Source organism: Arthrobacter sp. M4 (assembly GCF_020251205.1).
Classification (GTDB): Bacteria; Actinomycetota; Actinomycetes; order Actinomycetales; family Micrococcaceae; genus Arthrobacter.
Genome location: NZ_JAIWYX010000002.1, coordinates 608,642 through 628,229, shown reverse-complemented (window position 1 = coordinate 628,229; position 19,588 = coordinate 608,642). Strand labels below are relative to the sequence as shown.

General features: G+C 64.3%; 18 protein-coding genes. 13 read left to right on the top strand and 5 right to left on the bottom strand.

What is annotated here, in order from left to right; genetic code table 11:
- The 5 genes from LD110_RS06480 to LD110_RS06460 form a co-directional block, all read left to right on the top strand.
- Nucleotides 1-208 (top strand): hypothetical protein (locus tag LD110_RS06480; protein ID WP_225497289.1); only part of this gene is annotated, 208 nt, incomplete at its 5' end.
- Nucleotides 205-2,520 carry a malto-oligosyltrehalose synthase gene (treY, locus tag LD110_RS06475; RefSeq protein ID WP_225497287.1) on the top strand — a complete coding sequence of 772 codons (2,316 nt, stop codon included), beginning with the start codon at nt 205-207 and terminating at the stop codon, nt 2,518-2,520. The genes LD110_RS06480 and treY, both read left to right, overlap by 4 nt.
- A 60-nt stretch (nt 2,521-2,580) precedes the next feature.
- Nucleotides 2,581-4,353 (top strand): malto-oligosyltrehalose trehalohydrolase, encoded by a 1,773-nt coding sequence (gene treZ / locus LD110_RS06470; protein ID WP_225497285.1) that lies wholly within the window; start codon nt 2,581-2,583, stop codon nt 4,351-4,353.
- A 66-nt stretch (nt 4,354-4,419) separates the two neighbouring features.
- On the top strand, nt 4,420-5,475 hold the full coding sequence (gene mgrA, locus LD110_RS06465; RefSeq protein ID WP_225497283.1) for an L-glyceraldehyde 3-phosphate reductase: 1,056 nt from the start codon (nt 4,420-4,422) through the stop codon (nt 5,473-5,475).
- Between the two features lie 165 nt (nt 5,476-5,640).
- Nucleotides 5,641-6,726, top strand: coding sequence for an inositol-3-phosphate synthase (locus LD110_RS06460; RefSeq protein ID WP_225497281.1), 1,086 nt, complete (start codon nt 5,641-5,643; stop codon nt 6,724-6,726).
- Nucleotides 6,727-6,779: 53 nt separating this feature from the next.
- On the opposite strand, the gene LD110_RS06455 is transcribed toward LD110_RS06460, so the two are convergent.
- Nucleotides 6,780-7,397 carry a MerR family transcriptional regulator gene (locus tag LD110_RS06455; RefSeq protein ID WP_225497279.1) on the bottom strand — a complete coding sequence of 206 codons (618 nt, stop codon included), beginning with the start codon at nt 7,395-7,397 and terminating at the stop codon, nt 6,780-6,782.
- Between the two features lie 84 nt (nt 7,398-7,481).
- On the opposite strand from LD110_RS06455, the gene LD110_RS06450 reads away from it, so the two are divergent.
- Entirely contained in the window at nt 7,482-8,003 is a 522-nt protein-coding gene (locus LD110_RS06450) for a DUF2306 domain-containing protein (RefSeq protein ID WP_225497277.1), read from the top strand.
- Nucleotides 8,004-8,019: 16 nt separating this feature from the next.
- Here LD110_RS06450 and LD110_RS06445 read toward each other — a convergent pair whose 3' ends face one another.
- Nucleotides 8,020-8,757, bottom strand: coding sequence for a hypothetical protein (locus LD110_RS06445; protein ID WP_225497275.1), 738 nt, complete (start codon nt 8,755-8,757; stop codon nt 8,020-8,022).
- Nucleotides 8,758-8,810: 53 nt separating this feature from the next.
- On the opposite strand from LD110_RS06445, the gene LD110_RS06440 reads away from it, so the two are divergent.
- Nucleotides 8,811-9,296 (top strand): MarR family winged helix-turn-helix transcriptional regulator, encoded by a 486-nt coding sequence (locus LD110_RS06440; RefSeq protein ID WP_225497273.1) that lies wholly within the window; start codon nt 8,811-8,813, stop codon nt 9,294-9,296.
- 228 nt (nt 9,297-9,524) lie between these two features.
- Here LD110_RS06440 and LD110_RS06435 read toward each other — a convergent pair whose 3' ends face one another.
- The 3 genes from LD110_RS06435 to LD110_RS06425 all read right to left on the bottom strand — a co-directional run bounded on the left by LD110_RS06435 (nt 9,525) and on the right by LD110_RS06425 (nt 14,086).
- Complete coding sequence (locus tag LD110_RS06435; protein ID WP_225497271.1) at nt 9,525-11,225, bottom strand: formate--tetrahydrofolate ligase; 1,701 nt, start codon at nt 11,223-11,225, stop codon at nt 9,525-9,527.
- A 100-nt stretch (nt 11,226-11,325) separates the two neighbouring features.
- Nucleotides 11,326-12,579 (bottom strand): D-inositol-3-phosphate glycosyltransferase, encoded by a 1,254-nt coding sequence (gene mshA / locus LD110_RS06430; protein WP_225497269.1) that lies wholly within the window; start codon nt 12,577-12,579, stop codon nt 11,326-11,328.
- A 100-nt stretch (nt 12,580-12,679) separates the two neighbouring features.
- Nucleotides 12,680-14,086, bottom strand: a complete 1,407-nt coding sequence (locus tag LD110_RS06425) for a 6-phospho-beta-glucosidase (protein ID WP_225497267.1) — start codon at nt 14,084-14,086, stop codon at nt 12,680-12,682.
- 178 nt (nt 14,087-14,264) lie between these two features.
- Between LD110_RS06425 and LD110_RS06420 the strand changes: the two genes are divergently transcribed.
- The 6 genes from LD110_RS06420 (at nt 14,265) to tsaD (ending at nt 19,572) form a co-directional block, all read left to right on the top strand.
- Nucleotides 14,265-15,356 carry a carbohydrate kinase family protein gene (locus tag LD110_RS06420; protein ID WP_225497265.1) on the top strand — a complete coding sequence of 364 codons (1,092 nt, stop codon included), beginning with the start codon at nt 14,265-14,267 and terminating at the stop codon, nt 15,354-15,356.
- 142 nt (nt 15,357-15,498) lie between these two features.
- Entirely contained in the window at nt 15,499-16,731 is a 1,233-nt protein-coding gene (gene alr / locus LD110_RS06415; RefSeq protein ID WP_225497263.1) for an alanine racemase, read from the top strand.
- Nucleotides 16,728-17,312 (top strand): tRNA (adenosine(37)-N6)-threonylcarbamoyltransferase complex ATPase subunit type 1 TsaE, encoded by a 585-nt coding sequence (gene tsaE, locus LD110_RS06410; protein ID WP_225497240.1) that lies wholly within the window; start codon nt 16,728-16,730, stop codon nt 17,310-17,312. Before alr ends, tsaE begins: the two co-directional genes overlap by 4 nt.
- On the top strand, nt 17,313-17,984 hold the full coding sequence (gene tsaB, locus LD110_RS06405; protein WP_225497238.1) for a tRNA (adenosine(37)-N6)-threonylcarbamoyltransferase complex dimerization subunit type 1 TsaB: 672 nt from the start codon (nt 17,313-17,315) through the stop codon (nt 17,982-17,984).
- Entirely contained in the window at nt 17,984-18,481 is a 498-nt protein-coding gene (gene rimI, locus LD110_RS06400; protein ID WP_225497236.1) for a ribosomal protein S18-alanine N-acetyltransferase, read from the top strand. The genes tsaB and rimI overlap by 1 nt, the downstream gene beginning before the upstream one ends.
- Nucleotides 18,482-18,486: 5 nt before the next feature.
- The gene (gene tsaD / locus LD110_RS06395; RefSeq protein WP_225497365.1) at nt 18,487-19,572 is read left to right on the top strand and encodes a tRNA (adenosine(37)-N6)-threonylcarbamoyltransferase complex transferase subunit TsaD; all 1,086 of its coding nucleotides are present in this window, start codon (nt 18,487-18,489) and stop codon (nt 19,570-19,572) included.
- Nucleotides 19,573-19,588 lie beyond the last annotated feature (16 nt).

Genomic DNA, 19,588 nt, shown 5'->3' with positions numbered 1-19,588 from the left:
GGCTCAACCCGAGGCACCTGCCGAGCCTGCGGCTCAACCCGAGGCACCTGCCGAGCCTGCGGCTCAACCCGAGGCACCTGCCGAGCCTGCGGCTCAACCCGAGGCACGCGCCGAGCGGGCCGTAGCTCCGGGACCCGCGAAGGAACCCGACACCAAAGCCCCGCCGAAAACGCCGCGAAAGCGTGGCCCTAGGAAGGCTGGCTCATGAGGGCTCCGGTCTCAACGTACAGGCTGCAGATCCGCCCCGAGTTCACACTGGACGACGCTGCTGCGCTGACGGGGTACCTCGCCAATTTGGGCGTCGACTGGGTGTACGTTTCGCCGATCCTGACGGCGGAAAAAGGCTCCCAGCATGGCTACGACGTTACTGATCCCACGGCCGTCGATCCGTCCCGTGGCGGCGCCGAGGGCTTGGCTGCCCTGGCAAAGGCTGCGAGGGAAGCGGGTCTTGGGGTCCTGGCGGACATTGTCCCGAACCACGTCGGCGTTGCTTCGCCTTGGCAAAACGCCTGGTGGTGGTCGCTGCTGAAGGACGGCCGCGACTCCCGTTACGCCGAAGCGTTCGACGTCGACTGGGAGGCTGGCGGCGGGCGGCTTCGGATCCCGGTTCTTGGAAGTGACCAGGACCTTGACCAGCTTCAGATAGTGGACGGCGAACTCCGTTATTACGACCACCGCTTCCCGCTTGCCGAGGGAAGCTACGCGCAGGGGGACAACCCGCGTGACGTCCACGATCGCCAGCACTATGAGCTTGTGTACTGGCGTAGGGCTGATGACGAACTCAACTACCGCCGCTTCTTCGGCGTCTCCACCCTGGCAGGGGTCCGGGTAGAGATCCCCTGGGTCTTCGATGAGACACATGCCGAGATCTCGCGTTGGTTCCGTGACGGACTGGTGGATGGCCTAAGGGTCGATCACCCGGACGGCCTGGCCGATCCTGCTGGGTACCTGCTGTGGTTGCGGGCAGCCACGGGCGGCGCCTATGTGCTGGTGGAGAAGATCCTCGAGCCGGGCGAAGAACTTCCGCCCAACTTCGAGTGCCAGGGAACCACCGGCTATGACGCGTTGGCCGACGTCGACCGTCTTTTTGTCTCCCCGGACGGGGAGGAGCCACTGAACGCGCTCGATGCCCGCCTCCGCGGCGGGACTGAGCCTGCCGATTACGCCGCCATGATCCACGGAACCAAACGCGGGATCGCGGATGGCATCCTGCGCTCGGAAATCCTGCGGCTCACCAGGCTGGTGCCCAAGAGCCCAGAGTTTCCGCCCGGTGAGGTTGCCGATGCGCTGGCGGAAATCATCGCGGCGTTTCCCGTGTACCGAACGTATCTTCCCCATGGCCGCGAGGTCCTGGTGGAGGCCGTCGAACAGGCTGAGCGAAGCCGACCCGAGCTCGCGGCGATGCTCAAAGGACTCCTACCCCTGCTCCTGGACGCCAAAGCCGAGCTTGGCCGTCGGTTCCAGCAAACATCCGGCATGGTGATGGCCAAGGGCGTTGAGGACACGGCCTTCTTCCGCTACACGCGGCTGGGGACGCTGACTGAAGTGGGAGGCGACCCCACGGAGTTCGCCATCACGCCGGAGGAGTTCCACCAGCGGATGGCCCGGCGGCAGTCCAAACTGCCGTTGTCCATGACTACGTTGACCACCCACGACACCAAGCGCAGCGAGGACACTCGGGCCCGGATCTCAGTGATTTCCGAGGCCGTTCCCGAGTGGGAAGCTTTCCTGGACCGAATGCAGGAACTGGCACCCGTCCCCGACGGTCCGTTGGCTGCGCTCGTTTGGCAGGGCGTTGTCGGTGCCTGGCCTGCCACCAGGGAACGACTCCAGTATTTCGCGCTGAAGGCGGCACGCGAGGCCGGAAACTCCACTCGCTGGACCGACCCCAACGCCGAGTTCGAAGCCAGCTTGAGCGCAGCCATAGACGGTATTTTCGACAACCCCGAAGTGTCCTCGGCACTGGAGGCATTCGTCGATCTGCTGGAACCGTATGGCACGTCGAATTCACTCTCAGCCAAGCTGGTTCAACTCACCATGCCGGGGGTACCTGATGTGTACCAGGGCACGGAGTTCCGGGACGGTTCGCTGACCGATCCGGACAACCGCCGGCCGGTGGATTTCCAGGCCCGCCGCGATGCGCTGGCAGACCTCGACGCCGGCAAAAAGCCCGAGTCTTACTCTGATGAGGCCGCCAAGCTATTGCTCGTGTCCCGGGCCTTGCGGCTGCGCCGCGATCGGCCAGAACTCTTTGGCGGCTACCATGCGGTGACCGTCTCGGGAGTGGCTGCCAACCACGCCATCGCGTTTGGCAGGGGAGCGGACGACGGCGGCACCGTCACCGTCGCCACAAGGCTGCCGCGCACCTTGGAGCGCGACGGCGGCTGGCGGGACACCGTCGTCGAACTTCCCCGGAGCGCCGTGGACGCATTCACCGGCAGGCAGTTCCCCGCGGGTCCAGTGCTCGTCGCGGACCTGCTCGAACAGTACCCGGTGGCCCTTCTGGTCCCCACAGACTGAAACAAAGGCCGCAGAGATCCCACGATCCAGGCAACCATCAAGCCACCGTTAGGGAGATACATGCCGCACCAAGCCACCACGCTGAACCGCTTTGACGTCTGGGCCCCCAATGCGGGTTCGGTAACCCTCCTCGCCGGAGGCACGGAATACGGTATGACGAAAGGCGCCGGCGACTGGTGGCGGGCGTCGAATGCTCCCGAGGGAAACGATGTCCAGTACGGCTATCTTGTCAACGGGGAGGGGCCCTTCTCGGATCCGCGGTCACGTCGGCAGCCTGACGGCGTGCATGGGCTGTCCGCGACCTTCGACGCCGGTGCCCACCAGTGGAAAGACGGTGCGTGGCAGGGCAAAGCGCTCAAAGGCTCCGTCATCTACGAATTGCACGTCGGTACGTTCACCCCGGAGGGCACGCTTGATGCCGCCGCAGGGAAACTGGATTACCTGGTTGAACTGGGTATCGATTTCATCGAACTGCTGCCCGTCAACGCCTTCAACGGAACCCACAACTGGGGCTACGACGGAGTGCTCTGGTACGCCGTTCACGAGCCATATGGTGGTCCGGCCGCCTACCAGCGCTTCGTGGACGCTGCCCATGGTGCAGGACTAGGCGTCATTCAGGACGTCGTTTACAACCACCTCGGACCAAGCGGGAACTACCTGCCGAAATATGGTCCCTATCTCAAGTCCGGGGAGGGCAATACTTGGGGCGACTCCGTCAATTTGGACGGTCCCGGATCTGACGAAGTGCGCCGCTTCATCCTGGACAATGCAGCCATGTGGTTGCGTGATTTCCACGTGGACGGGCTGCGGCTTGATGCAGTCCATGCCCTCAAGGATGAGCGTGCTGTGCACATCCTCGAGGACCTGGCGATCGTGGCGGACAGTATCGAAGCGGCGTCGGGAGTGCCGCGGACACTGATTGCCGAATCCGACCTGAACAATCCGCGGCTAATCTACCCCCGCAACTCCAACGGCTACGGACTGGAAGGGCAGTGGAGCGACGACTTCCACCACGCCGTCCACGTAAACCTGACCGGGGAAACTACCGGCTACTACGCCGACTTTGAGTCGTTGGCTGCGCTGGCCAAGGTTCTTGAGCACGGCTTCTTCCACGACGGCAGCTACTCCAGCTTCCGGGGGCGCCACCACGGCCGGGACATCAGACCGGACCTTGCGCATCCCACCGCGCTGGTGGTTTGCAGCCAAAACCATGACCAGATCGGCAACAGGGCCACAGGCGACCGCCTCACCGCAACACTCTCTCCGGGCAAACTGGCTTTGGCCGCTGTCCTAACGCTCACCTCTCCCTTTACGCCGATGCTCTTTATGGGCGAGGAGTTTGGGGCCTCCACCCCATGGCAGTTCTTCACCTCGCACCCCGAACCGGAACTCGGTGAAGCCACGGCAAAGGGCCGGATCAAGGAGTTCGAACGGATGGGCTGGGATCCGGCCGTGGTGCCGAACCCCCAGGATCCGGAGACTTTCCGCCGCTCCAAACTGAACTGGGAAGAGGCATCGAAGGACCACCATGCCCAGCTTCTGGGCCTCTACAAGGCCTTGATCCGCCTTCGGCGAACCGTTCCGGAACTTTCCGGCGGAGGTTTTGGCCAGGCCGGCGGTTTTGGCGGAGTCACTGTGGAGTTCGACGACGACGAAGGCTGGCTGAGCTTCTCCCGCGGTGACGTAACCGTGGCCTGCAATTTTGGCGCCGAGCCATTTGAAACCCCGTTGGATGGCGCAATCCTGTTGGCCACGGATACCGGCGCGGAGCTCAGCGACGGAGCTCTGAGGCTCCCGGGCGAGAGTGCCGCCGTCGTACGAGTCACGCGCTGAAGGTGACCACGACCACATTGTGGACGCTCACAACGCGTCCTCATCGGCGGTGGCAGGATTGAACGTATGACTTATTCGGCTGCGGAAAACCGCTACGAAACCATGCCCTACCGCCGCGTCGGACGCAGCGGACTCAAGCTTCCGGCTGTCTCCCTTGGTCTCTGGCACAACTTCGGCGACGACAAGCGCTTCGACGAACAACGCGCCATCCTGCGCCGTGCTTTTGACCTTGGAGTCAACCACTTCGACCTCGCCAACAACTACGGCCCGCCAGACGGCACCGCGGAAACAAACTTCGGCCGCCACCTGCAGGACGACTTCAAGCCTTACCGCGACGAACTGGTGATCTCCACCAAGGCTGGCTACTACATGTGGCCCGGCCCCTACGGTGAGTGGGGTTCCCGCAAGTACCTCATTTCCAGCCTTGACCAGTCCTTGAAGCGAATGGGCCTGGACTACGTGGACATTTTCTACAGCCACCGTCCGGACCCGGAAACACCGCTTGAGGAGACCATGGGGGCCTTGGATTACGCGGTCCGTTCGGGCAAGGCGCTGTATGCCGGCATCTCCTCTTACACCCCGGAACAGACAATCGAAGCAGCGCGGATCCTCAAGGAAATGGGTACGCCGCTCCTGATCCATCAGCCCAGCTATTCCATGTTGAACCGGTGGACGGAGAACGGCAGCCCCAACCTCTATGAGGCACTCGACCAGGTGGGTGCCGGGTCCATCGCATTCTCGCCGCTGGCGCAGGGCCTCCTCACCGATCGCTATCTGGACGGTATTCCGGAAGGATCCCGGGCTACCAAGGAACGTTTCCTGTCCGCCTCCTCGATCACGGAGGACAAGCTTGACCGGATTCGTGGGCTGAACAACATCGCTGCAGGACGCGGGCAATCGCTCGCCCAGATGGCGATCGCCTGGATCCTGCGTCAGCAGCCGAAGGGTTCGCCGGTGACCTCCGCGCTCATTGGTGCCTCCAGCGTGAAGCAGCTCGAGGACTCGCTTACTGCCGTGAAGAACCTCGACTTCAGCACTGAGGAGCTTACGGCGATCGATGAATTTGCGGTGGAATCGGACATTAATTTGTGGGCGCAGAGCCGCCATCAGCACGCAAACTGATATATTAGTCCTTGTCATAATTGGGCGGGCCTGGCTGGAACAAAAGCCAGGCCCGCCTGTGTTGGTTAGAATGCAAGGGCGCCGCTTGGCGCTAAGCCCGTGCGACGCCGCAGGCCCCGCAGGTCCCGTCGCGCACGGCAACCAAGGTTTGTCCTAAGGAGTTCCGTGTCTTCCAATCCGATCCGAGTTGCCATTGTGGGCGTGGGTAACTGCGCCGCATCACTGGTCCAAGGCGTCCATTACTATCGGGACGCCGACCCTGAAGCTACTATTCCGGGCCTGATGCACGTCGAATTCGGCAAATACCACGTCAACGACGTCCAGTTCGTTGCCGCTTTCGATGTAGATGGCAAGAAGGTCGGCGTGGACTTGGCTGACGCCATTACCGCCAGCGAGAACAACACCATCAAACTCGCGGACGTTCCGCCCACGGGCGTAACGGTGCAGCGCGGACACACGCTGGATGGCCTGGGACGCTACTACCTTGAAACCATCGAGGAGTCCACGGAGGAGCCGGTGGACGTTGTCCAGGCCCTCAAGGACGCCCAGGTGGACGTTATGGTGTGCTACCTCCCCGTCGGCTCGCAGGACGCCGCCGAGTTCTATGCCCAGTGCGCCATTGACGCTGGTGTGGCGTTCGTCAACGCCCTCCCGGTCTTCATTGCAGGCACCAAGGAATGGGCGGACAAGTTCACTGCTGCCGGTGTTCCGATTGTGGGCGACGACATCAAGAGCCAGATTGGCGCCACCATCACCCACCGCGTGATGGCCAAGCTGTTCGAGGACCGCGGAGTCACCCTCGACCGTACGTATCAGCTGAACGTCGGCGGCAACATGGACTTCAAGAACATGCTGGAGCGCGACCGCCTGGAGTCCAAGAAGATCTCCAAGACCCAGGCCGTGACCTCCAATGTCGAAGCTGAGCTGAAGGCCCGCGACGTACACATCGGCCCGTCTGACTACGTTGAGTGGCTCGATGACCGGAAGTGGGCCTTCGTCCGCCTTGAAGGCCGCAACTTTGGTGACGCTCCCGTATCCCTCGAATACAAGCTGGAAGTTTGGGACTCCCCGAACTCCGCCGGCGTGATCATCGACGCAATCCGTGCCGCCAAGATCGGCCTGGACCGCGGCATTGGCGGCCCCCTGCTTTCTGCTTCGAGCTACTTCATGAAGTCCCCGCCGGAGCAGTTCGACGACGACACTGCCCGTGAGAAGGTGGAGGCCTTCATCCGCGGCGACGTCGAGCGCTAAGCAACAACGCTCCCTCACCATTTTTGGTGGGGGAGCGTTTTGCTTTTGAAGGACTAAGTGGGGCTGTCGAAGCGTCGGATCGCGTGACTGGCCTGCGCAAGGGCCAGCATCTTGAGCATGAGTTGCGAATGCATGTGCATTCCTACCGCCGCCGTGAGGATCGCGTCGTCAGTACTTGTCGATGCTGCCGTCAGGTCAAGGTCGAACCCTGCCACGCCGTCCACCGCCCGGCTGTAGGCGTCCAGCAGGTCCATCGGCAACGTGATCCCCAAGCTCTCCATCACGGCGATGTGCCGGTTTAGGGCGTCCCGTGCGTCACTATCAGCGTCCGGCCAGTTGCGCAAACGTACGACGGCGTCTCCCGCTCGCGTGCGGGTGACGTCACCGTCGTCGACGGCAAGGTCAAGGACCACACGCTGGACCTGGGCCAACACCGCAAGGCGAGGGGCGCCGTCGTCGGCCATTGCCAGGATGCCACGGATCTGTTCGATATTGAGGTGGACTATGTGCCTCAGCGCTTGGATTATTTGGAGCCGTTTGATGTGCCGCTCTGTGTAGCTGGCGCGGGTGGCGTGAACGGCTTCTCCCGGAGGCAGCAGTCCTTCCCGCAAGTAGTACTTGATGCTGGCTGGCGTGATGCCTGTCCGCTCGCTGAGTTCCTTGAGTTGCAATTCGGGCCTCCGGGGACAAGATAGCGGGCGGCCAGCCAACTATCTTGATGTACATTCATTGGATAGTGGCTCTATCTTAGAGGCATGGAGCACTGGAATGTATTGCTTGTCAGCCACGTAGCGGCAGCTCTTTTCGCACTGGCAATAGGACCTGTTCAAATATTCAGGCGCCGTCGCGACCGGATCCACCGGACCGTGGGATACCTCTGGGTTGGGGCTATGTATTACGTCTGCTTCAGCAGTTTCGGGATAGTCTCGGCCGGTCATTTCACGTGGCTTCACGGGTTGTCCGCCTTCACGATCGTTACCGTGACCCTCGGCCTCATCAGCGCTATGAGGCGCAATATCCGCTCCCATCTGGGCAACATGGTGGGGAGCTATGTTGGTATCGCCATCGCGTTCGGATTCGCCGTCGGCGTCCCTAGCCGGAGCATTCCTCAGTTGCTCGCCTCGGATCCAGGCACGGCGATCTTTGTGGCGGCTCTGGTGCTCCTGAGTGTCGCGGCTTTGTATGTGTCCCTTTTCCGCGGCAATTCGAAGATGCCCGCTCCGCGCCAGGCCGCTGCTGGTCGTGGTCGCACCTTGGCGGACCACAAAGTCCGATGACCGGGTCCGGAGTCGGCTAGGGGTTTGGTCTCTGCTGTGGGCGGCTCGGTACCTCGTGTCGGTTTCGCGGAAGTGTAAATCCGACGACGGCGAGCCAAGCGAGGCCAACAAAACGGACCACAGGCAACACGTAAACCGCGGCGGGCCATAGGAGGCCGAGGAACGACAGCTCACCCAGGGCTGCCAGTACGAGTCCGGCCCAGGCCATCCAACGAGGCGTCAGCCCGAGGATAAGGGAAGGAACGGCGATGCCGGCTATCAGTAGCCCTATGCCGGTGGCGAATCCGATCCCGCCGAGGCCAAACGCGAGGTTGGCAATGAGGTGGACCACGGTGGCGGGTGTGTTAGTGGCGGCCTGCCCGAGTGTCCAGATCAAGAGGCCGGCCACTGCGAGGGTGAGCGAGGCTGCGATTGCGCCGAAGAAGCCGATGCCTGGACCTGGCACTCGCACGCCCAGCCTGAGAAGGCGCGCGTATGTGGTGGCTCCATAGATCCCAATCGGTACGGAGGCGCCGAAGGCCAAGAACCCGTTGAGTGTTGCCGGGAACGCATGGTCGAAGAAATAGCGTGCGACGACGTCCGGGGACGAAGCAGGCGCTGGGTAGGGGGCGCCGGAGAGCAGGAGGGGCACTATGACCGAGGCGATCGACAGGCCCAGCGTGACGATCGCGAGGATCCCCGCGTTGGGGCCGTCTGGTCGACGGCCTTGTCGGGCGGCTTCCTGGCCTGCAGGCGGAGTGGATAGATCAGTCATGTAATTAATTATTCAGCTAGTGAATCATTCAGTCAATGCTGTATTCTGGAGGCATGCCAGACAAAGGGCGCCCTGCCCGTATCGGATTCCTTCTCTCCCAGCTGGGAGCCCACGCAGTCGAGCTTTTCGCGACCCAAACCCGTGCCTTGGGTGTAACGCCTTCAGAGGCAGGCGTGATTCGGATTATTGGCCGGTCCCCGGGAATCAGCCAGCGCGAGCTTGCAGAACTTCTGGGATCGGTCCAGAGCAGGGTGGTCGCGCTCATCGACAGGCTTGAGGGCGCAGGCCTGGTCACCCGGACGCGTAGCGCCGCGGACCGCCGGGTTCAGGAGCTCCGGCTTACGCCGTCCGGGAATGACGTGCTTGGCAGTCTGCGGCATGCTGCGGAGGCGCAGGAGGCTGCGATTGTCGATGGATTGACGCGGGAGCAGACGGAAGAGCTCCTTGCGCTGCTATCGAAACTGAGTTCGCTGCGTGGCCTCGACGCTGACGTGCATGTTGGCTACCGCGACGCGGCGCATCACGATCCCGCGCGCTGAAAGGGCCCGGCGCGCTGAATGAGCCCGGCGCGCTGAGTGGGCCTGCCCGCTAAGGCGAGCTGAGGGTCCGCGCGCTGAAAGGGCCCGCGCGCTGAAAGGGTCCGCGCGCTGAATGGGTCCGTGGGCTGAACGAGCCCCGCGCGGTGAGTGGGCCTGCCCGCTAAGGCGAGCTGAGGGTCGGTGCGCTCAATGGGCCCGCGCGCTGGGGCCAACTGAGCTGGACAGGGGCTAGAACAGGCCTATCGGACGCCCTGTGGAATCAACATCCATTCGCATGGCCGCGGGCTCTTTCGGCAGCCCCGGCATGGTCATCACGGCACCGGTGAGGGCCACGATGAAGCCTGCGCCGGTCTTGGGGATCAGCTCCCGCACGTGGATGGTGAAGCCCTTTGGAGCGCCGAGCCGCGATGCCTCATCCGTAAATGAATACTGCGTCTTGGCCATACAGACCGGTAGCTGGCCCCAGCCGTTGCGCTCGATGTCAGCCAGCCTGCGTGTGGCTTGGACGGAGAATTCCACGCCGTCGGCGCCATAGATCTCTTGGGCGATTGTTCGAATCTTGTCCTCGATTGGGATGTCGAGGGGATAAAGGTGGCGGAACGCGGTAGGTGCGGCCAGTGCTTCCAAAACGACGCGCGCCAGGTCGTCTCCGCCGTCGCCCCCACCTCCCCGGCCCCAAACATCGGCGACGGCAGCCGGAACTCCCTCCTGTGCGCACCAGGAAAGCACCCAATCCAGTTCCTCTGGCGTATCCGTTGAGAAGTGGTTGATGGCCACCACAGGCGTGATACCGAACTTCTGCACGTTGCGCACATGGCGTCTAAGGTTCTCAACGCCGGTGGCCAGAGCGTCGATGTTTGGTTCTGCAAGGCGGTCCATCGGCACGCCGCCATGCATCTTCAGCGCGCGGACCGTTGCCACTAAGACGACGGCGGCCGGCGCCACATCTGCCACGCGGGACTTGATGTCCATGTATTTCTCCGCACCGAGGTCTGCCCCGAAACCGGCCTCCGTGACGACGATGTCGGCCAATTCCTGGGCAGTACGGGTGGCGATGAGCGAATTGCAGCCGTGCGCGATGTTGGCGAAGGGACCTCCGTGCACCAGCGCGGGAGTGCCGGCGATGGTTTGCACAAGGTTGGGTTTGATGGCGTCCTTCAGCAGCATGGTCAGTGCGCCCTGCACGCCAAGGTCCGCCACAGTGATTGGTTCCCGGCTGTAGCTGTAGCCAAACGTGATCCGGGCCAGCCGCTCACGCAGGTCGACAATGTCCGTGGCCAGGCAAAACACGGCCATGATTTCTGAGGCCACCGTGATGTCGAAGCCATCCTCCCTTGGCACTCCCTGGGCCGGTCCGCCCAGGCCGATCACGATGTCCCGCAGCGATCGGTCATTCATGTCCAGCACTCGCCGGAACGTCATGCGCCGAGGGTCAATGCCCAGCTCATTGCCTTGGAAGATGTGATTGTCTGCCAGGGCCATCAGTGCGTTGTTTGCCGAGGTGACCGCGTGGAAGTCTCCTGTGAAATGGAGGTTGATTTCGTCCATGGGCAGGACCTGGGAGTAGCCACCGCCGGTGGCTCCACCCTTCATGCCCAGAACGGGGCCCAGCGAGGGCTCGCGTAGGGCAATCATGACTCTTTGTCCCGCCCTGGCGAGCGAATCCGCCAGGCCGACCGTCGTCGTTGACTTTCCTTCGCCTGCCGGCGTTGGCGACATCGCGGAGACCAGGACCACCTTTCCGGGTGCCTTGTCCGGGAGAACCAGGCGCGAGGTGTCGATCTTGGCCTTGTACCGGCCGTATAGCTCGAGGGCATCGGGATTGATCCCGGCGACGGCGGCGATCTGCTCAATGGGTTTGATGGCAGCTTGCTGGGCGATCCCCAGGTCGCTGAGCGTCTCCGGCTGTGGGCTATCGGTTCCAGACATCATCGTCCTTCAACTGCGGTTGCACGTCCTGCGCGTCAATCTACCCGACGCCCTCGCGCGAGTTTCCATTTAAAGCGAATGTTGGGGCCAAACATTGGTATTAAATGCCAACTCGCGAGCGTTCGTGGGCGGCCGCGATGGCTTGCTGGTAGCTTTCCAGTGTGATGGCGGCGGTGCGCTGCCAACCGAAGGACTCGGCGTGGACGGCGGCGGAGTGGCCCATGTCGTCGCGTGTCCGGGGGTCGTCGTACAGGGCTTCCAGGGCGTCGGCCCAGTCGGAAGGGTTGTGGCCATCCACCAGCAGGCCCGTGCGGCCATCGGACACGGCCCGGGAAAGCCCGCCGACGTTGGTTGCAACAACCGGCGTGCCACAGGCCTGGGCCTCCAGCGCCACCAGTCCGAACGACTCGCTGAACGACGGCATCAACACGACGTCGGCGGCGCGGAACCAGCCAGCGAGCTCCGGAGCGCTGACCGGCGGGCGGTGGGTGACGACGTCGTCCAGGCCGTTTGCTGTGATCAGTGAGTGGAAGTTGAAGTCCTTCGCCCCGCTCAGCGCCCCAAGCACGGTCAACTGAAGGTCGATGTCGGGGCGCCTGGCACGCAACAGCGCGGCCGCCTCCAGGAAGATCTGCGGGCCCTTCAAACGCTGGAGCCTGCCCGCGAACAAGAGGTGGAAGCTACCTGCGCGGATGCCCCTGTCAGCGCGCGACTTCTTGCGAAAGGCCGGGGTGAACACGGACAGGTCGACGCCGGGCGGCGCGATATCGATCGCATCGAAGTCGGCTCCGTAGTGCGATACGAGTTCTTCTGCTTCGGCGGGCGTGTTGGCCATCAGGCGGGCGGCGCCGTCCACAATCCTGTGCTCGCCTTCCTCGCGCCGGCGAGGTTCGGGGTGCTCACCTGGGTGGAGGAGCAGGTTCTTGACCTTTGCCATGGTGTGCATGGTGTGCACCAAAGGCACATTCCATAACTCGGACAACTCCAGCCCGGCAACGCCGGACACCCAGTAGTGCGAATGGATAATGTCATAACGGCCGTGCGGCTGCCGCTGGCGGATCCGTTCGATCTGCTCAACCATCTGGTGCAACAGCTCCGGAAGCTGTTCCTTGGGCAGTTTCCTGCGCGGGCCAGCCATCACGTTGTGCACGCATACACCGGGGCTGGGATGCTCAACCAGCGGCTGACTGGGCGCCGTGGACCGAGTGAAGATTTCCACCTCCACGCCCCGGTCCGCAAGGGCGGAGGCGAGGTTCCGGACATATACGTTCATCCCGCCGGCATCTCCCGCACCCGGCTGCTCCATGGGTGAGGTGTGCAGTGAGAGGAACGCCACGCGGCGGATCAGGGACACGGCTCTCCTTCGTCAAGCAGGGACACCGATGTTCTGATGCTCCCGAGAAAACACTACTCCTGCCTGTCTTCCCGGGTCCCGGTGCGGGGGAGCGGCCCCGTTAGTCTCGCCCTCCTGCCCAGAGCTCCTGCAGGCCCGGGAATGCCGACTCATAGCCGTCAAGCAGCTTGCGTGCCAATTCCTCACTACCCACCAGCGGATGGCCTGCGAACGCCTGCAGGGCGGCGTTCCGGTCGCCGTCGACAACTGCCTTGATCGTCAGCCTCTCTACGTCCTTGACGTGCCGCATGAGTGTCAGCTGCGGGCCAGCGGGCCGCTCCTGTGGGAGGGGCCAGGCACCGTCGGTCCCCACTCGGCTGGGAACTTCGACGACGGCGTCGGCCGGCAGGCCGGGTATGGCGACCTCCTGGCCATCCGGGGTGGGCGAAGCCAGCTTGTTGGGGGTGTTGACGATGAGTTCCGCATCGCCGTCTCCGGTCACAGCGCGCATTACCGCCATGGCGACCCGTTCGTAGCCGCCGCCGGCCAATTCTTCTTCGCGCCGCTGTTCGCCTACGTTGCGGGATTCGGCCAGGTAGCCCTCTTCACGGACGCGGCGCGCGGCCTCCCATTGCCGGAGGGCGTCGCCGTCGGCGCCTGCGGTGCCCGGTGCTGCAAGCCGAGCGTAGAGGGCGGCCTGCTGTCGGTGCACTGACTCGCCTCGGGTTTGGTCCGCGGAGAGGATCGCGGACGTGGCCCGGTCGGTTTGGTAGTAGTAGAAAAGGTACTCATTTGGGAGGCACTTCAGCCGCTCAAGCTGCGCCTGGCCAAACAGCCGCCCTTCTTCGATGGAATGCAGCAATTCCGCATCGGCCAGCAGCCCTGGCAGGAGATCCGTCCCGTGGGGTGCCAGGCGGTACAGCCAACCCAGGTGGTTCAGTCCGTAATAGCCGGCCCCTTCAAGGTGCCCTGGTGCCAGCGGGGAGCCAGCGGTTCGGGCGGCCCTGGCCACCAGTCCTGAAGCTGAATCGCAGATGCCAACCACTTTACGGCCGAGCACCGGCACCAAGGCCTCCGTGACCATGCCTGCGGGGTTGGTGAAATTGATCAGCCAGGCGTTGGGGCACTGTTCGATCATTGACCGGGCAAGGTCAAGCATCGCCGGGATGGAGCGGAGCGCGAAGGAGATCCCGCCCGCCCCGATGGTCTCCTGGCCCAGGAGCCCGAGGTCCAGCGCCACGCGCTCGTCGAAGATACGTCCCGCGGTGCCGCCGGGCCGGACTGCCGCGAAGACGACGTCGGTTCCCTTGAGTGCCTCGGCCAACGTTGACGCGACGACGACGGCGGGGGGCTGTGCGCCTTCCGTCACCGGCATATCCCGGAGCACAGTTTCCATCGCTGCAGCCCGCTCGGCGTCGATGTCGTACAGGACAACCTGGTGAACGAGGCCCGAGAAAGCGCCCTCCGAAAGGGCACGATAGATCAGGGGAACTCGGAATCCGCCGCCGCCGGCGATCATCAGCCGCATATAGGGCAGTCTATGCACCCTGCCTTGGAATCGGCACCGCCAGCGGACGGACGTGTGGTTAACAAAGGGTGGCCGGCACGCCACTGGAACGAGTCCTGCCGACGAATCACAGGGCCACCCTCCCCATCCTGTGGTGCGTCCCTTTTACGGGAACCCGCTGCGGCGTAGTGTGCGGTGCATGGACGTCAAGCCCAGGGAACCGTTCGATCCTCTCGCCGCCGTCCGGAAACCCGGCAGCAGCTACTGTGACCTGCTGCTGGCCGGCACGGTGTTCCAAGACATCATCTTTACCGGACTGGACCACGCCCCGGAGCCCGGCACGGAGGTTTGGAGTGACGGGATGGGGAGCTGTCCAGGCGGCGTTGCCAATCAGGCCATCGCGGCAGCGCGGTTGGGACTCCGCACCAGCCTTGCCGCCGCCTTTGGGGACGATGGCTACGGCGACTACAACTGGAAGATCCTGGAAAAGCAGGAACACGTTGACCTGTCCCTGTCCCAGCGGATCCCCGGCTGGCATTCACCGGTCACGGTTTCGATGAGCGTCGACTCGGACAGGTCAATGGTCACCCACGGCCACCCCGCCCCCTTGACCGCCTCTGACCTGATCGGTACGCCGCCCAGCGCATTGGCCGCCGTAGCCGACGTTGAAGAAGAACCTGAGGACTGGGTGCTGGCTGCGGAGTCGTCGGGAGTGAAGCTCTTCGGTACCGTCGGCTGGGACCCCACCGGGCAATGGTCGGGTAGACGCCTGGAGCAGTTGGAACACTTCCACGCCTTTTTGCCCAACCAGGTGGAGGCCATGGCGTTCACCGGCAAGGACAATCCGTGGTCGGCCCTCTATGCCCTCGCCGAGGCCGTTCCCGTCGCTGTCGTCACGCTAGGTGCCCAGGGCGCCATGGCCGTGGACTCGGAAACAGGGGAGGAAGAGTGGGTGCCATCGCTCCCAGTCACGGCTTACGACCCCACTGGCGCGGGCGACTGTTTCGGAGCAGCGTTCATCATGGGTTGCCTTGCCGGTTGGCCGCTTGGAGACAGGCTCCGCTTTGCCAACCTGTGCGCTTCCCTGGCCGTACAGGAGGTGGGCGGTTCGCTGGCGGCTCCCGGCTGGGGCGATATTGCGGATTGGTGGCTGCGGGCCAACGCCCGCAAGGAGAGGCAATCCAGCCAATGGCTTAGGCGCTTCGCCTTCCTGGCGGAAATCGTCAAAGACGTGCCGCCGACGGCGCAGCGGCGCGCCACAGCGACTATCGCGCACCTTTCCGACGCCTAGGGCTGGCGGCTCCGACGCCCCAGGCTGGCGGCTCCGATGCCTGCGGCTGTCCGCAGCTGAGCTGCCTCAACACAGTGGCGTGCAGGCACGCGCGGCCGTGCCGTCGTCGGGAGCCACCGTGCTCCGCACTAGAATCTCTATAGTGACTTACCAAGCAAACGGTTCTTGGCCCGACGGCACCTCCGGGGCTGTCCTGGAGCGCTCTGCCGTGATCGACCTGGAAGCAATCCGCCATAACGTCCGTGTACTGACGGCCGTTGCTTCGCCTGCCCAGCTGATGGCCGTCGTCAAAGCGGACGCATACGGCCACGGTGCAATACAGGTGGCAAGGGCCGCGCTCCAGGCCGGTGCCAGCTGGCTGGGAGTCGCCCACATTTCCGAGGGGCTGGCGCTGCGTGCCGCTGGAATCGATGCCCCCATGCTGGCCTGGCTGCACACGCCGGAAAGCAACTTCGCCGCCGCCGTGGCAGCCGGCATCGACATCGGAGTCTCGGGATGGGAGCTTCCGCAAGTTGTGGCCGCGGCCCGCGCCCAACAGCGTCCCGCCCGTGTCCACCTCAAGTTGGACACGGGGTTGGGCAGGAACGGCTGCACCATCGAAAAGTGGGACAGCGTGGTTGGCGAGGCCGTGGACTACCAGGACCAGGGACTGCTGCGCGTCGTAGGAGTCTTCTCCCACCTCGCCGTGGCCGACGAGCCGCACCGCCCGGAAACCGACCAGCAGCTGGCAGCCTTCCGCGAGGCTCTGGCCATCGCCTCCGACGCCGGCGTGGACCTTGAGGTCCGCCACCTCGCCAACACCCCGGCAACCTTGTCCCGGCCAGACACGCACTTCGACCTGGTCCGGGTGGGCCTGGGCCTGTACGGGCTGTCGCCGTTCGAGGACCAGACCTCTGCCGAGCTGGGGCTGCGTCCCGCGATGACCGTCCGCACCCTCCTATCCAATTGCAAAACGGTCCCGGAAGGCCAGGGTGTGTCCTACGGGTTGAACTACCACACGCCGTCGGACAGCACGCTTGGCCTGATCCCATTGGGATATGCCGACGGCGTGCCCCGGGTGGCAACCGGTGGCCCCGTCCGTGTCAATGGGGTCAACTATCCTGTGGTCGGGCGGATTGCCATGGACCAGATGGTCATCGACCTCGGCCCCGACGCCGAGCGCTCCGCGGGCGGCAGCCTGATCGGTGCCGAAGCCGTGATGTTCGGGGACGGCAGCGACGGCGGTCCGACGGCGGACGATTGGGCCCGCGCGGCCGGCACCATCAACTATGAGATCGTCACGCGGATCAGCCCGCGCGTGCCGCGCAGCTACGTCAACGAACTACCGCTGGACGCCGCAGTCACGGGTTCGGCACCCCAGAAGGCTGCCCGATGACCGAACCCCGCTGGGAAAAGACAGTGGTGGTGGGCACGGCCGAGCAAACCCACGCCCTCGGTGCCACACTGGCCTCCGACCTGGTGGCGGGAGACCTCCTTGTCCTCACCGGAGAGCTTGGCTCCGGAAAAACCACGTTCACACAGGGTCTCGGCGAGGGGCTCGGCGTCCGCTCCGGCATCATCTCACCTACGTTCGTGCTGGTCAGGATCCACCCCAATCTGCCATCGGGGCCCCGGCCCGGAGGTCCTGATCTGGTGCACGTGGACGCATATCGGCTGGAATCGGACGAGGAAATCGACGGCATCGACCTGGAGAACACGCTCGATTCGTCCGTGACTGTGGTCGAATGGGGCCGTGGCCGGGTGGAGCATCTCTCGGAGAGCTTCCTGGACATCGAACTTCACCGCAACGCGGGATCCGCAATCACCGGCCCGGGCCACGGCGAATCCGAGGCGGGTGTACTGAACTTCGACGCCGACGACGATAACGAACCCCGCACCATCATCATCCGCGGCTACGGTCCCCGCTGGCCGGAACCGCCTGTGCTGGAAACCGACACTCAAGAGGGCCGTCCCTAAATGCTTATCCTCGCCATCGACACCTCCGCTGTGGCCAGCGCCGCTTTGCTGTCCGACGACGCCATGGAATCCGTCGTCGAATCGTTTGCCACCGAGGACACACGCAGCCACGCCGAGGTCCTGGCCCCGGGCATCCAGAAACTCCTTGGCGACGCCGGCGTTACCGGCGCTGACATCGACGCGGTGGTCACCGGCGTCGGACCCGGTCCCTTCACGGGGCTCCGCTCCGGGATCGCCACAGCCCGCACGCTGGCGTTTGTCTGGGGAAAGCCGCTCCACGGACTGATGAGCCTGGACGCCATCGCCCTGGAAGTTGCTGAATCCACCTCCGCCGCGCCCGAGTTCCTGGTGGTAACCGACGCCCGGCGCAAAGAGGTTTACTGGGCACGGTACACGTTGACGGATGGCCAGTTGCCCCGCCTAGCAGATGGCCCGCACGTCGGCTTCGCCACCGAACTGCCGGACCTTCCGGCCTTCGGTGCGGGCGCGGGGCTGTACAGTTCGGTCCTCCGTGCCGACGAGGATTTCAGCACACGCCAGCCGGATGCTGTGTCCCTGGGACAACTCGCGCTCGCTCGGCTATCCGCCGGAGAATCGCTTCTGGACTCCACGCCGCTGTATCTTCGCGAATCCGATGCCCAGGTCCCCGGCCCCCGAAAGCGGGCACTGTGATGCCAAACGTTCCCGCCTGGCCCGCCGGGGTGACCGTCAGGGACATGATGCTTACCGACGTCGAAGCCGTCGAGCTCCTGGAGCAGCGGCTCTTCCCGATCGATGCCTGGCCCACGCAGATGTTCCTCGACGAACTGGCACAAGTGGACACCCGCCGCTACCTGGTGGCCGAAGTGGAAGGCGCGATAGTCGCCTATGCAGGCCTCATGTGCATCCAGCCGATCGCCGATGTCCAGACGATCGCCGTTATTCCTGAATTCGAAGGCAAGGGCATCGGCTCGGCGCTCCTGACGGAGCTCGTTGAGGAGGCACGAAGGCGCCAAGCCGCAGACGTCCTCCTGGAGGTCCGCGAGGACAATCCCCGCGCCCAGGCCCTGTACCGGAGGTTCGGCTTCGAGCAGATCCACGTGCGCCGCCGCTACTACCGCGATGGGGCCGACGCCCTCATCATGCAGCTTCACCTGAACCAAAGTCGGAACGAAGGAACCGCCCTGTGACTCCCGTGAACACTTCCCAGCCGCTGGTCCTGGGGATCGAGTCCTCCTGCGACGAAACCGGCGTGGGCATCGTCCGGGGCACCACGCTGCTTGCCAACACGGTGTCATCCTCAATGGACGAACACGTGCGCTTCGGTGGCGTGATCCCTGAAATCGCGTCCCGCGCCCACTTGGACGCTTTTGTGCCAACCATGAAGCAGGCGCTCGCCGAAGCCGGTGTGGAACTCGACGACATCGACGCGATTGCCGTCACCAGCGGACCCGGGCTTGCGGGCGCCCTCATGGTGGGTGTCTGCGCGGCCAAGGCACTGGCCGTCGCCACGGGAAAACCCTTGTACGCCATCAACCACCTTGTGGCCCACGTTGGCGTCGGTCTGCTGGGACAGGACGGCGAACTGCAGGATGACCTGGGCGCACTGCTGGTCTCCGGCGGCCACACTGAAATCCTGCGGATCCGGAGCATCGTCGACGATGTCGAGCTGCTCGGGTCCACCATTGACGACGCCGCCGGCGAGGCCTACGACAAAACGGCGCGCATCCTGGGCCTCGGCTATCCTGGCGGACCTGCCATCGACAAGGTGGCGAAGAACGGCAACGCCAAGGCCATCCGCTTCCCGCGCGGCCTGACCCAGCCCAAGTACATGGGCACAGCGGAAGAACCGGGCCCACACCGGTATGACTGGTCATTCAGTGGCCTCAAAACTGCCGTTGCCCGTTGCGTGGAGCAGTTCGAGGCCCAGGGTGAAGAGGTCCCGGTGGCCGACATCGCAGCTGCCTTCCAGGAAGCGGTGGCGGACGTCATCACGTCCAAGGCTGTGCTCGCCTGCCGGGAGAACGGCATCAAGCACGTGCTGCTGGGCGGGGGAGTGGCCGCGAACTCGCGTCTCAGGGAGCTCACGGAGCAGAGGTGCCGCGCGGCCGGCATCACCCTGGAAGTGCCACCGCTGTCACTCTGCACGGACAACGGAGCCATGGTGGCGGCCCTTGGCGCCCAACTCATTATGGCTGGAATCGAACCCAGCGGCGTGACTTTTGCGCCGGACTCGTCGATGCCGGTCACCAGTGTGTCCCTTGCCGGGAGCGCCGCCTAGCGGCCGGCATCCCGGG

Bases quoted from the DNA above. Each gene is read 5' to 3' on its own strand.
- LD110_RS06445 (WP_225497275.1), bottom strand. From the start codon at position 8,757: ATGACTGATCTATCCACTCCGCCTGCAGGCCAGGAAGCCGCCCGACAA.
- tsaE (WP_225497240.1), top strand. From the start codon at position 16,728: ATGACCGAACCCCGCTGGGAAAAGACAGTGGTGGTGGGCACGGCCGAG.
- treY (WP_225497287.1), top strand. From the start codon at position 205: ATGAGGGCTCCGGTCTCAACGTACAGGCTGCAGATCCGCCCCGAGTTC.
- LD110_RS06450 (WP_225497277.1), top strand. From the start codon at position 7,482: ATGGAGCACTGGAATGTATTGCTTGTCAGCCACGTAGCGGCAGCTCTT.
- treZ (WP_225497285.1), top strand. From the start codon at position 2,581: ATGCCGCACCAAGCCACCACGCTGAACCGCTTTGACGTCTGGGCCCCC.
- LD110_RS06435 (WP_225497271.1), bottom strand. From the start codon at position 11,225: ATGTCTGGAACCGATAGCCCACAGCCGGAGACGCTCAGCGACCTGGGG.
- tsaB (WP_225497238.1), top strand. From the start codon at position 17,313: ATGCTTATCCTCGCCATCGACACCTCCGCTGTGGCCAGCGCCGCTTTG.
- LD110_RS06420 (WP_225497265.1), top strand. From the start codon at position 14,265: ATGGACGTCAAGCCCAGGGAACCGTTCGATCCTCTCGCCGCCGTCCGG.
- LD110_RS06440 (WP_225497273.1), top strand. From the start codon at position 8,811: ATGCCAGACAAAGGGCGCCCTGCCCGTATCGGATTCCTTCTCTCCCAG.
- rimI (WP_225497236.1), top strand. From the start codon at position 17,984: ATGCCAAACGTTCCCGCCTGGCCCGCCGGGGTGACCGTCAGGGACATG.
- mgrA (WP_225497283.1), top strand. From the start codon at position 4,420: ATGACTTATTCGGCTGCGGAAAACCGCTACGAAACCATGCCCTACCGC.
- LD110_RS06425 (WP_225497267.1), bottom strand. From the start codon at position 14,086: ATGCGGCTGATGATCGCCGGCGGCGGCGGATTCCGAGTTCCCCTGATC.